The organism is Ruegeria sp. N11 (assembly GCF_056531525.1).
In genome coordinates, this window is the sequence record NZ_JBQFLX010000013.1 from 61,589 (window position 1) to 74,815 (window position 13,227).

Sequence of the window (13,227 nt, forward strand, 5' to 3'; positions counted from 1 at the left end):
GGTTGATGCCAATTTCTAGCTGAAGATTGGAGTTTGCCTGATGTTTTGTCGCATTATTTCGCTGACTTTTCCGGTCGCACTTCTGCCCGTTGCCGCCCTGGCGCAGCTTTTTTCAGGCCCGCTTGACGAGGCAATGCTGGTCGGGCGAGACGAAACGACTTTTCCACCCGCGGACGAGGACTATTTCGCCAAGATCGACAACGGCATTCCGCTTGGCCCGGATGAAATCAAGGGTCGCAACATGTGGATGGTCTGGACCGGCGGCAACGATTTGCTTTGGGATCGCCTGACGCGCGACACGTTCGGTCAATTTGATCTTCTCAAGACCCTGTCTTCGCATCCTGATCTGCCAGCGCAACGCGCCAATCGGTTCGAATATCTGGGTCTGATAAACGAACCGTGTTTCGATCAGGCGACTGGCCCGGATCCCGAACGCTATGGGCTCTGGCTGGACAAACGGCGTGACGATTGCGCCGCCGACCCATTTGACAACGCCGAAAAATATCCGGGCGTTGAAATCGGTGCGCGGGGCCGCAACATGCCTGTCGGCTCATATTACGGTGAACCAACCGGCGTTCTGGGTCTTCGGTTATTCCCCAACCCGGATTTCGACGAACGCGCTGAGCGGCGTTGGGATCCCGAGCGTTTCTACAACGACCCCGATTACTATTTCGACAAGGATCTGGTCCGGCCTTATCGCGTTGGCATGTCTTGCGCTTTCTGCCATGTCGGTCCAAGCCCGATCGACCCGCCGGAGGACCCCGAAAACCCCGAGATGCGCAATCTCAATGCGACGGTGGGCGCCCAGTATTTCTGGTTCGACAGGGTGTTCGCGTGGAAGCCGGACGACCGGCAATACATGGTCCAGTTGATTCACACAGCGCGGCCCGGATCGCTTGATACGTCGCTGGTGTCGCCTGACTACATCAACAACCCGCGCACAATGAACGCGATCTATCTGCTGGAGGAACGTCTGCGCATAGCCGAAAGGTTGGGCGAGGAACGCCTGACCGGGGGCGAGCGCGACAACATGCAGTTTCAGGATTTCGTGGATCAGGGTCCGCTGACCCAGCTTTTTGAGCCGCCCGATATCAGCTTCAGCCCGCGCGTCCTGAAGGACGGCGCGGATTCGGTTGGCGCGCTTGGGGCGCTAAACCGGGTTTATCTCAATATCGGTCTTTTCAGTGAAGAATGGACGCGGCACTTCAACCCGATTGTCGGAGGCCGCACGATCACGCCCATCGAGATTGAAACCGCGCAGAAGAATTCGGCCTATTGGCGCGCGACGGAACTGCAGTCCCCGCTGACTGCGCTCTATTTCCTCAAGGCCGGACGTCCGGATTACTTGGCTGACGCGCCGGGCGGGGCAGAGCACCTGACCGAAGATGACGAGACGGTGAACCGGGGCAAGATGCTGTTTGCCGAAAACTGCGCCCGCTGCCATTCCTCCAAGTTGCCCGAAACGGCCTTTGCGGCCATGCCAGGCGGATGTTCGGGGCCGGGATACCTGCAGTGCTGGTCGAACTACTGGGAGCTGACCAAGACGGATCAATTCAAGGCAGAGATAACCGAAATCGTCAACGCCGACGATTTTCTGGAAAATAACTATCTGTCGAATGAGATGCGGATTCCGGTCACGCTACTTGAGACAAACGCCTGCAGCCCGCTGGCGACAAACGCCATCGAGGGTAACATCTGGGACAATTTTTCGTCCTCGACTTACAAGGCGCTGCCGTCGGTCGGCGAGATCGAGGTGCACCATCCGGTGACCGGCGAACCCTTCAAGTACGAAATGCCTGCAGGCGGTCGTGGTTACACGCGTGTACCTTCGCTGATCAGTCTCTGGTCGACGGCGCCGTATCTGTTGAACAACACGGTGGGCTATTATGAACCCGACCCGTCGGTCGCAGCCAGGATGCGCACCTTCGACGATGGTATTCGCAAGATGCTGTGGCCAGAACGCCGGCTGCGTGACAGCGAACTGGGCGACAAGGTGCCCGGACTAATCGATCGCACGACCGAGCAAAGCTACCTGATGATCCCGCGTGGTTTCCAGCCCGACTTCCTGGTGCGCCTGTTCGAACCCTTCCGGGACGAACTGCCCTGGCTTTTCAGCGAAAACGGCGACATCGAACTGGGCCCGATCCCCGCGGGGACACCGATCAACCTGCTTGCCAATCTCAACATACGGCTCGACAACGCCGACTTGTTGGAACGGATCGAGCACGATTTCAGGCTCGCCCGGCTTGTCATCATGATCAAGCGGAACCTGAAGGATTTGCCCGACAATGCCAGCAATACTCAAGTGCGGGCCATGTTCGCTGATCTGGTCGAACCGCTTCTCGAACTCAGCAAATGCCCCGACTTCGTCGTCAATCGTGGTCATTATTTCGGAACCCGGCTGACGGATCCGCAGAAGGAGGATCTGATCGCCTACCTCAAACGTTTCTGAGGTATGAGCGTGGACGCGCCCATTTATGACTATGTCGTCGTCGGCTCGGGCGCGGGCGGCGGCACGGTTGCGGCCCGACTGGCCGAAGCGGGAATGCGCGTGCTGCTTCTGGAGGCCGGTAGCGATCCCCGTTCGGCGCAAGGTGGAGTACGAGGAATGAGCGCGGAAAACCGGTTGCCCGATGACTACGACGTGCCGGCATTTCATCCCTTCGCCACCGAGAATGAAGCACTGCGCTGGGACTTTCATGTCAGCCACTATGCCGACCCGGCCCTGCAGGCGCGCGATCCAAAGGCGGGGCCGGATGGCGTACTGTACCCACGGGCGGGTACGCTGGGTGGCTGCACGGCACACAACGCAATGATATTCGTATACCCGCATCACGAAGACTGGCGCCACATCGAGAAGATTACCGGCGACGCCGGTTGGTCGCCGAAGGCGATGCATCAGATTTTCCGCCGGATCGAAAACTGCCGCCATCGCCCGATGCAAAAGGCGCTGAATGCAATTGGCATCGACCGGACCGGCCACGGCTATCGCGGTTGGCTTTCGACGGAAAAGGCGATCCCGCGGGCGGCCTTTCGCGACGACGACCTCATGGACATGGTGCGCACGTCCGTTCGCGAAATGCTGGGTGATGCAGGCGAGGTGCGACGGCGCCTGCGCTGGCAGCTCAAGAGTGCCGCAGATCCAAATGACCTTGACCGGATCGACGACAATGCCGAGGGCCTGGTTTACACGCCGCTTACCACGCAAAACGGACGGCGTATCGGCACACGAGAGCGGGTGCTCGAAACCGCACGGCGTTATCCGGATTGTCTGACGGTCGAGCTGGACGCACTGGCGACCCGGGTTCTGTTTGATGATCAGAACCGCGCGACCGGGGTCGAATACCTCAAGGGAGAGCGGCTTTATCGTGCGCATGCAACCCCAAGCGACAGTCAGGGAATTCGACGGCGCGTGCAGGCTAAACACGAAGTAATTCTTGCGGGTGGCGCCTTCAACACTCCGCAATTGCTGATGCTGTCGGGAATTGGTCCGGCCGACGAACTGGCTCGGGCGGGTATTCCGCAACGCATCGCGCTGGACGGCGTTGGTCGCAACCTGCAGGATCGCTACGAAGTTGCCGTCGTAAACCGCATGGCGGTGGATTGCTGGGAAAGCTTGACCGACTGCCGTTATGAATCCGGCGATCCGCTATGGCGGGAATGGCAGGACACCGGTAAGGGTCTGTATTCAACCAACGGCGCAGCGCTGGGCGTTATTCGGCGTTCGAGCCCGGACAAGAAGCTGCCTGATTTGTTTTGCATGGCATTGTTAGGGCGGTTCGCTGGCTACTACCCCGGCTATGCTGCTGATCTGGCGCGCAGCCGCAACCATCTGAGCTGGGCCGTCCTGAAGGCCCATACAGCAAATGCGACGGGGCGCGTGCGGCTGGCCTCGGCTGATCCGCGCGACCGGCCCCTCATCGAGTTCAACTACTTTAAGCAAGGCGGCGACGACGACCTGCAAGCGGTTGTCGAAGGGGTGAAATTTGTTCGCAACCTGACCGAGCCGCTGCGCCGCAACGGCCAGATCGAGGCCGAGGAAATTCCCGGCCCGGATGTCAAAACGGATACGGAAATCGCCCAGTTTGTAAGTGACGAGTGTTGGGGGCATCACGCGTCGTGCAGTTGCGCCATCGGGCCGCCCGACAGCGGCGTGTTGGACAGCCGCCTGCGCGTACACGGTACAAAGGGGCTACGGGTAGCCGACGCCTCGGTCTTTCCGCGAATTCCGGGATTTTTCATCGCATCCTCTGTTTACATGGTCGGCGAAAAAGCCGCCCAGGACATTCTGGAGGATGCAAAACACGTCACTGTCTAGAAAGGGGGCCATTATGGCACATAGCATCGAGTCGCTCATGGATATGAGTCAGGAAGAACTGGACGAACTGTTTTCCAGCGTACCGGCCGGGGACATTCCCGACGGCGAAGCCGAAGGAACCGCCATCGTGGCCCCGGGCACGAAATTCACACCGCTGATCTCGCGCTTTATCAACAGTTTTGCCTGGCAGGGCAAAGTCTTCGACCAGTCGAAAGGGGTGCTGCGCAATCGTATCTTGCCGTTTGGGCTTAACGCCATTCTGGCCAAGGTTTACAAGGACAAGAGCTGGCTCGATGGAAAGGAATGCATCGTGCTGGACTATTCCGACACATCGCTTCTCGCACAATGGATCCGCGACGAAATCCGGGCCATCGGTCCTGGCCTCTATCTGGGCAAGGTCTATTGGGACGACAATCGCCTGATCGACTTCGCGCTGGATTTCAATGCCGACGCGATATCGTCCTAAATCTGGTAGACTGGCCCCGCCATGACACAGCAGAGCACCTTTCTGATTTTGGCCCCCATTGCGGAGGGACGCATCGAGGATTTGCGCGCGCTGCTGTCCGAGATGGTGCTTAAACCGGGGCTTGCGGATCCCAAGAACCCGATCGTGCCCTTCGCTGATTTCGATCGTTTGCACGTCGCGCGGTTATTTCTTCCGCAAGTCGACACATGGCGGGACATTGAAGCTTATGGCGTCGAAGCGCGCGCCTTCCCGCCGCATCTGGCGTTTCTGGGCGATATGGACGGAGACCGGGACAGCTTTCTGGTTGAGATGGCAAATCACGCGGGCGAAGGGTTGCGTCGCATCTTTTCGCATTGCGAGGACTTCCGTGAAGGTACGGACCTGCGTGATTGGATGGCCCGGCACAATGTGGTCGAGGCCGCCAATTACGTAAACAGGCGCGGTCGCACGGTGCAGCAGATTCACGAGGAAGCCGCGCTTGCGCACGCTCTGAAATTGGAATTGCACGCGCTTATTGAGGCCCACGGGGCAAAAGATGCCATCCTGCTGCACGAGCGGTTGCAGGAATTTGTCTCGGCCGAACGGCGCGAAGGACGCCTGCGCCTGACGCCGAGGCGGTCACCTTCGTTACGGCGGGTTTTCATCGACTGGACCGAAAAATTCGGTGTGCCGTTGGTGCTCTTGGCGATATCGCCGCTCGTTCTGCTGGCCTCGCCGCTATTGATCTGGCGCCTGCGCCGGCTTGAGCGTTCGGATCCCGAAATCCTGCCGCGCCCGGATGACACGCATATCGCTGCGATGGGCACTTATGAAGACCATGACGTCACCAACCCCTTTTCGGCGGTTGGCGATCTCAAGCCCGGTGGATTCCGGCGCGCGGTGACGACGGTTGCGCTGTATCTGTTGAATTACGCAGCAAGGCACATCTTCTCGCGTGGCTACCTCACCCGCGTTCAGACAATCCATTTCGCGCGTTGGGTCTATTTCGATGACAAGCGCCGTGTGATGTTCTGCAGCAATTACGATGGTGCATTGGAAAGCTACATGGACGATTTCGTCAACAAAGTTGCCTGGGGGCTCAACCTCGTGTTTTCGAACGGCGTGGGTTATCCCAGTACGCGGTTTCTGATCAAGGATGGGGCCGAGCAGGAGCACAAGTTCAAACGCTTCCTGCGGAACCGCCAGCAAGCCACCCTTGTCTGGTACAAGGCCTACCCCGGTCTTACTGCGGTCGATCTCTACAGGCACTCGCAAATACGCGCCGGGCTGGAACGGCGGCCGCCCGGGCTTCGCGCGCTGCGCAAATGGCTGGCCAAGATATGAGCAAAAACAGGGATATCCAGACCACACCGGTCGATTTCGCGGACATGCAGGGCTTGATCCGGTTTGGTTATGGCAAGCTGCCCGAGGCCGAGTTTCTGCTGCTGACCGTTTCGGATGCTCGGACCGCTCGGGATTGGCTGGCATCCGCACCCATAACGTCGGCCGAGTGGTTGGATACCCCGCCCGAGGTCGCGCTTCAGGTTGCGTTCACGGCTGGCGGATTGCGCACACTTGGTTTGCCGGACGAGATTCTGGCGCAGTTTTCGCAACCATTTCTGGCCGGAATGGCGGGCGAAGACAGCCGCATCCGAAGGCTTGGTGATTCCGGTGGAAACGCGCCGGAAAACTGGATGTGGGAAGGCGGTAAAGTCCATGTGCTGCTGATGCTCTATGCGCGCGAGCGCGGGCTCGGCCCTTTCAAGTCGACAATTCTTGAACGCGCATTTCACGATGCATTCGACATCATCCAAGAACTGCCGACGCGCCTGAATGACGGCATCGAGCCTTTCGGTTTTGCCGATGGTATCAGCGAGCCGAAAGTGGATTGGGACCGAAAAAGCCCCCCACCCAAGCATGGTCGAGAGACGTATTCCAATCTTATCGCACCCGGCGAGGTCGTTCTGGGCCATGTCAATGAATACAAGGAAGTCTCCTCCGGTCCGCTGATCACCGCCGAAGATGGATCAACGGCGCATGCCGGCGCGGCCTCGGGGGACAACGGCTTTGGGCACAATGGCAGCTATCTGGTCATGCGCCAGCTTGAACAGGACGTGCCGGGGTTCTGGCGACATCTCGACTCGGTGGCGCATGGCGACGCCGCGCACCGCGAAGCGCTGGCAACGGCGATGGTGGGTCGCGCGCGGGACGGCACACCGCTGATAAAGGGCAGGCGCGAGATCGAGGGCGGGCGTGAGGGAAACAATTTCACCTACGAGGATGACATCGATGGCGTGGTCTGCCCGGTCGGCGCCCATATCAGGCGGGCCAATCCGAGAACCGGTGATCAGCCACCCGGTGTCACCAGTCGATTGGCCTGGATCACCAGCACGCTTGGGTTCCGCCGCAGGCGGGACAAGCTGCCGGGACGGCATGATCTGGTTGCGTCGACCCGCTTTCACCGGCTTGTCCGTCGCGGGCGCGCCTACGGGCCGCCACTGTCGCCTGAACAGGCGCTGTCAGACGAAGGGGTCGATCAAGAGGCAAGGGGGCTGCATTTTGTCTGCCTTTGCGCCGATATCACGCGCCAGTTCGAATTTGTGCAGAACGCCTGGATGTCTTCGCCTTCCTTCGATGGTTTGCACGGTGAGGCGGATCCGATCGTCGGAAGCCGCGAGCCCGTCGGCGGCGCGGCATCAGACAGTTTCAGTATCCAGCGTGCGACCGGTATCGCCGAGCGGTTGGACCACCTGCCGCAATTCGTGACCGTCAGGGGCGGCGGCTATTTCTTCCTGCCCGGCTTGCGCGCGTTACGCTTGCTCGCAGAACAGAAGGAATAGGAGATCCTCATGCGCGCTATCCTTCTTTTCATCCGCCGTTTTCTGCATTCACTGCTTCAGATCGGGCTGCACTTCGAACGCAGGTTGGAGCCATTTTACCGCCCGCAGCTAAACCGCCTGGTGCGTGCACCTGCGGCGCGCTTTCTTCAGCGTCTCAAGAACCGCAAGCGTCCGAACCTTGGGCTTGGCCTGGCCGAGGAGAAGATATTCGACTGGGAAGAGGAGGCGCTGCAGACAATCATCGATGAGATGCGTGAGCAGATGAACCTGCATTTTCAACCCGGTGCCTACGAACGCGGTGGCAATACCAAAACACACGGGCTGGTACGCGCAACCTTTTCGGTGAATCCCGATTTGCCCGAAAACCTGCGTAAAGGCGTATTTGCAACCGAACGAAGCTATCCGGCCTATATTCGCTTTGCCGGGCCCGGCCCGGATGTGCCTGAAGACATTCGGGATGTCGGGTTCGGGTCGATGTCCGTCAAGCTGATGGACGTGCCGGGGCCGAAGCTGATGGAGGAGGAGAAATTCACTCAGGACTGGCCCGCCGTCGTCACGCCGACATTCGTGACGCCGGACGTGCGCGAGAATGCCAAGCTGCAATACTGGAGCACAATTGACGAGCCGATCTGGTATTTCCTGAACCCAAAGGATTCACACCTGATCGACTTCCTCATGCAGGGTCTGTGGAACGAGACCCAGTACAATCCGCTGGGCCAGCGCTACTTCAGTTGCGTGCCGTACCTTTTGGGCGAAGGGCAGGCAATGCTGTACTCTTACAAACCATTGACCGATGTGCCGATGACCATCCCCGGCGTTCCGTTCGGGCGCGTGCCGCCGAACTACTTACGGGACAACATGTCCCGCGCGCTGCGCGCGGGCCCGGCCGAATTTGAGATGCTGGTGCAGGTCCAGACCGACCCGCACCTGATGCCGGTCGAGGATGCTTCGGTGCTGTGGCCCGAGGACAAATCGCCCTGGATACCCGTCGCGCGTATTCATATCCCGCAGCAGGAATTTGATACTCCGGCCCAGATGTCTTTTGCGCGGAACTTGCGGATCAATCCCTGGCATTCGCTGGCCGACCACCGCCCGCTAGGCAACCAGAGCCGGGCGCGGCGGCGAATGTATCAGGAACTGGCAGTCTTTCGTCAGCAAATGAACAAGGCCGCTCACATCGAACCGGACGGATCGGAGACGTTTGAATGAAGGTCGTCTGTTAGCGGCACTGTCGATGAGCGCCTAATCGAACAAGCTTTGGCCGGGTGTTTGCCTTGGAGACCAGGTTGGTTGGAACCCTGATGTCGGACGAGGAATGCGTTCTTTGCTTTCCTTACTCAGGCGGTCCGAGCCGTGACCACCTTCCGAAAGGTCATCATTTCCGCAACCTGACCATGTCGTCGCCAATTGCAGCATGATCTAGGCTGAGTTTGCCTTCTGGCGGGCGAGGTCCAGGAAGATCTTTGCAACCGCCGACAAAGGCTCGTTTTTGGACCAGAACAGGATGGCCTGAAAGCTAAGCGGCGCCGCAAAGGGCAGGGCAATGCACCCGGGCATCGATTTTAGGTAATCTCTGGACGATCCGACAATGGATACGCCCAGGCCGCGCGCGACCAGACGGCAGATCCCGTCCGTTGTCCGGGCTTCGTATTTCATTCGTCGCGTAACAGAATTAGCCTCAAAAAACCGATCCACTTCAAAGCGAAAGCGGGACAGGCCCATGTATGAGATAAAGCTTTCGTCCTGCAGATCGCGGGCTTTGATGATTTCCTTGGCCGCAAGCGGATGACCTTTGGGCAGCACGCAATAGGCATCGTCGTCATACAGCTTCAGGCTTTCAAAGGACGGGTTTGATGGCGGGCTTGTCTTGATGCCGAAATCATAGTTCTGCGACACCTGCCACTCGACAGTGTCGTCATTGGCTTCGAATTCCATGCGCGCCATCGCTTCGGGGCAGGTTTCCGAAAATTCCTTGATAAGATCCGGTGCCAATTGTGACGCAAATGACGGGGTGGTAACCAGGCTGAGGCGTGCGTGGCCGAAATGACGGATCGCCGTCGCAGATTGCTTGATATGTTCCATGCCGCTAACGGCCTGGCGGACTTCGTTTACCAGTAGCCGCGCCTCTTCCGTCGGAACAAGCGCCCTGCCAGAGCGCTGAAAAAGGCTAAATCCAACTTCGGATTCCAGATCCGAGACAAGCCGGCTGACCGCAGGCTGCGAAATCCCCAACACCTCGGCGGCTTCGGTCACAGTTCCGGTTGAAATCACTGTCCGGAACGCATCGATTTGTTTGAACGTTATTTTCATATCCTACGTGTGCCACCATCAGATCTGTTTTCGCAAGGATATTCAAAACGATGATATCGACGTTGCGATGACGCAGGTTCCGCAATCGAACATCGCCCGCGAAACACGAGTAACGCAAACGGGATTTGTGCGGTCTGGCAAGGTTTTGATCCGCACCTATTGGTGGGGGCAGGCCTGACGCAGATTGGACAGCGGATAGTCGTTGAACATCGCCGGAGCCATCCAGGTCAGAAAAGTGTCATCGTCAATCAGATCGGCAAATGCGGCCGTCATGACGCCAAGCTGCCTGACAAAGCCCGCTTCACGCTCGGGGTTGGCCTCGCCATGGGCGAAATCGCCCGGGTTCTCGATCAACCGGTTCGCCATCGACCGGATGCGTTCCGCTGAAACCGGATGGGTGTTTTCGCGCCTTCCACGGTCACTGGCCGGGTCGTGCCACCATGCGGCCTGATAGTACCAGAATATTCCCATGGGGTTTCCACCCAACCGTGCGAAATGATCCAGTGCGAAACTGTCGGCTTCGGCTTCCTGTTGACGGCTTTCTGCGCCTTCAACACCGGCCTGATGATCCAGCAGAACATGCCCCAGTTCATGAACCAGAATGAACTGAATTGCCGAAGAATAAATTTTGCCGCTCAGGTCATAGGTGTAGTTGTCGGCAAAGAGCCGGTCACGATCCAGACCAAAAGCGACAAACGGGGCCGGCAGATCCTCGCCCGCCCGTAGAAGTCCTGCGAGGTAGGTCTGAATGTATTCCGTCGGGCAGTCCTGGGATTCAAACCAGGCATGAAGAGTCGTGATATCATCGAAAAACCGTAACGAGGTCAATGGCATGTAGATTTCGCCATTTGCGGGTGACGCATAGAATGACATGGGCCCCGGACCGCGTTCCGGGAAAAACAGCTGCACGTCACTGGCGCGGTCTCGAAACGGATCAGGCAGGCGTGGCACGATGTCCTGCCACATGACGGATTGAATCGTGGGAATTGCGCGGTCTCGAACGCGCTGAAGATCGGCGGGACTGTAGACGACTTCGGCCGCAAGACTGCCGGTCATCAGGACGTAGATGAGAATAACCAGCCTCAACATCCCGTGTGCCTGCCTTCAAATACCTCAAGCGCCGAATCGGAAGGGCGAACGCCTTCTGATGGATTTTGCGCCCAGCGTTCGAATTGCACCGGATTGCCCCAATCGTCCTGCCAGACCTGTTTCATCAACGCCAGCTTGATGCTGATCAGGTCGCTCTGTGCCGAAGGGCGAACGGTTGTCGAATCCGCAAGGCAGTTCAGGGTCCAGATCTGATGGCGGGCCTGCTGGCGCGCATAGGCGTCGATCTCGGACGCCGCGACTTGATGGGACTGCTGGCTCAGAGATCCTGTGAAACTGCTGGGGGCGCTGCCTGATGCTTCGGCAACTTGTTCTTCCGCAGCGCTCTGCGGTGCCGCGTCGGAATAGGAAATGGGATGCGAAAGACTGACCCACGCATACAGTATCACCGCCAACAGCGCGAAAACCGGGGTGGACAGGGCCATTGACCCGGCAACACCCAGCGGGCCACTGTCAGTCACCGTAATTTTTTGAACGGTTTTCCAGAATCCGACAAGAACAACCAGAGCGACGACAATGACTATTGCGGTCAGCAGCAATCGTTCGGACATTCGGAAGGCAATTATGGGGTTTAAACCTTCAAACATGTCTAAATCCTTTGTCTTATTGTGAAATCATACCACAGCTCCCGCCCTTCTCAAAAACGCTCATGTTCCCCGGCTACTGCGAACCGTGCCGAAACACAGGTCGAACATCAGCGAACGCAGTTTCTGGCGCTAAGATCTGCAGATCGGAATGGAACCAAGCATCTTGACGACGCATGTGCGATTGCCCGCTTCTTGTGTTCGAGCACTCGATTTAGAATACTCGGGAGGTCAAGCCTCCTAACCGACTTCTCTGAATTTTGACCCGAAAACGAAAAACAATGTCGCGGAATGACATGTGTTGGTCTTAGATTCGATGAGTATGGCCAAGCGGAACGCCAGACGGCGTTCCAAACGAGAACGAGGCAAAGCATGCGATATTCCGGCTTTCGGGTCATCAAAGAGGCTCTGACCGGGCACAAGGGCTGGGAACCGGCGTGGCGCGACCCTGAACCTCAGGGCCAATACGATATTGTTGTCGTAGGCGGCGGCGGCCACGGTCTGGCCACAGCCTACTATCTGGCTAAAGAGTTCGGCGAGGCGCGGATTGCAGTTCTGGAAAAGGGCTGGATCGGCGGTGGAAATGTCGGGCGGAACACGACGATCATTCGTTCGAACTACCTGCTGGACGGGAACGAGCCGTTCTACGAGTTTTCCCTGAAGCTTTGGGAAGGGCTGGAGCAGGATTTCAATTTCAACGCCATGGTCAGCCAGCGCGGCATTCTTAATCTTGTGCATACGGATGCGCAGCGCGATGCGGCACGGCGCCGGGGCAACGCGATGATTCTGAACGGCTCGGACGCTGAACTGCTGGATACAGCGGGTGTCAGGGCGATGTATCCATTTCTGAACTTCGACAACGGCCGCTTTCCGATCAAGGGCGGCCTTCTGCACCGGCGCGGCGGCACGGTGCGCCACGACGCGGTGGCCTGGGGCTATGCGCGTGGCGCGGATCAGCGTGGCGTGGACATCATCCAGAACTGCGAGGTCACTGGCTTTCGCATCGAGAACGGCAAGGTTCTGGGGGTCGAGACCTCGCGTGGGTTCATCGGGGCCAAGAAAGTTGGCGTGGCTGTGGCCGGGTCTTCAGGCCGCGTGATGGAAAAGGCGGGGATGCGCCTGCCAATCGAAAGCCATGTGTTGCAGGCGTTTGTGTCCGAAGGGCTGAAGCCGGTGATTGACGGTGTGATCACCTTTGGCGCGGGCCACTTCTATTGCAGCCAGTCCGACAAAGGTGGACTGGTCTTTGGTGGCGATATCGACATGTACAACACTTATGCCCAGCGGGGGAACCTGCCGGTGATCGAGGATGTTGTGGAAAGCGGCGTGGCGCTGATACCGGCGCTAGGCCGGGTGCGTCTGCTGCGCGCCTGGGGCGGTGTTATGGACATGTCGATGGATGGGTCTCCGTTCATCGACCGGACACATATTGATGGGCTCTATTTCAACGGCGGCTGGTGTTACGGCGGGTTCAAGGCGACCCCGGCCTCGGGCTGGTGCTTTGCGCATCTGCTGTCCACAGACCGGCCGCATGATGTCGCGACCGCCTATCGCCTGGACCGGTTCCGCACCGGCCACATGATCGATGAGAAGGGGGTGGGCGCGCAGCCCAACCTGCACTGA

Annotated in this window: 10 protein-coding genes; 7 read left to right on the forward strand and 3 right to left on the reverse strand. The window is 58.7% G+C overall.

Annotated features, from left to right (window positions below; translation table 11 throughout):
- The first annotated feature begins 40 nt into the window (after positions 1–40).
- From ACR0J8_RS14760 to ACR0J8_RS14785, 6 genes are read left to right on the forward strand one after another with little or no spacing between them, the layout of a single operon-like run.
- Entirely contained in the window at positions 41–2,452 is a 2,412-nt protein-coding gene (locus ACR0J8_RS14760) for a c-type cytochrome (RefSeq protein ID WP_480525816.1), read from the forward strand.
- 9 nt (positions 2,453–2,461) lie between these two features.
- Entirely contained in the window at positions 2,462–4,318 is a 1,857-nt protein-coding gene (locus tag ACR0J8_RS14765; protein ID WP_480890891.1) for a GMC family oxidoreductase, read from the forward strand.
- A 13-nt stretch (positions 4,319–4,331) separates the two neighbouring features.
- Entirely contained in the window at positions 4,332–4,784 is a 453-nt protein-coding gene (locus ACR0J8_RS14770) for a hypothetical protein (protein ID WP_170611651.1), read from the forward strand.
- 21 nt (positions 4,785–4,805) lie between these two features.
- Positions 4,806–6,107, forward strand: coding sequence for a hypothetical protein (locus tag ACR0J8_RS14775; RefSeq protein WP_480525820.1), 1,302 nt, complete (start codon positions 4,806–4,808; stop codon positions 6,105–6,107).
- Positions 6,104–7,603 (forward strand): Dyp-type peroxidase, encoded by a 1,500-nt coding sequence (locus tag ACR0J8_RS14780; protein WP_480890892.1) that lies wholly within the window; start codon positions 6,104–6,106, stop codon positions 7,601–7,603. Before ACR0J8_RS14775 ends, ACR0J8_RS14780 begins: the two co-directional genes overlap by 4 nt.
- A 9-nt stretch (positions 7,604–7,612) precedes the next feature.
- A complete protein-coding gene (locus tag ACR0J8_RS14785; protein WP_480525824.1) occupies positions 7,613–8,812 on the forward strand; it encodes a catalase family protein in 1,200 nt (399 codons plus the stop codon).
- Positions 8,813–9,022: 210 nt separating this feature from the next.
- On the opposite strand, the gene ACR0J8_RS14790 is transcribed toward ACR0J8_RS14785, so the two are convergent.
- The 3 genes from ACR0J8_RS14790 to ACR0J8_RS14800 form a co-directional block, all read right to left on the reverse strand.
- Positions 9,023–9,913 (reverse strand): LysR substrate-binding domain-containing protein, encoded by an 891-nt coding sequence (locus tag ACR0J8_RS14790; RefSeq protein ID WP_480890894.1) that lies wholly within the window; start codon positions 9,911–9,913, stop codon positions 9,023–9,025.
- A gap of 156 nt (positions 9,914–10,069) precedes the next feature.
- Positions 10,070–11,002 (reverse strand): M48 family metalloprotease, encoded by a 933-nt coding sequence (locus ACR0J8_RS14795; protein ID WP_480525827.1) that lies wholly within the window; start codon positions 11,000–11,002, stop codon positions 10,070–10,072.
- Positions 10,996–11,607 (reverse strand): hypothetical protein, encoded by a 612-nt coding sequence (locus ACR0J8_RS14800; RefSeq protein ID WP_480525829.1) that lies wholly within the window; start codon positions 11,605–11,607, stop codon positions 10,996–10,998. The genes ACR0J8_RS14795 and ACR0J8_RS14800 overlap by 7 nt, the downstream gene beginning before the upstream one ends.
- Before the next feature lie 369 nt (positions 11,608–11,976).
- Here ACR0J8_RS14800 and ACR0J8_RS14805 point away from each other — a divergent pair, with 369 nt between their 5' ends.
- Positions 11,977–13,227, forward strand: a complete 1,251-nt coding sequence (locus ACR0J8_RS14805; protein ID WP_170611663.1) for a sarcosine oxidase subunit beta family protein — start codon at positions 11,977–11,979, stop codon at positions 13,225–13,227.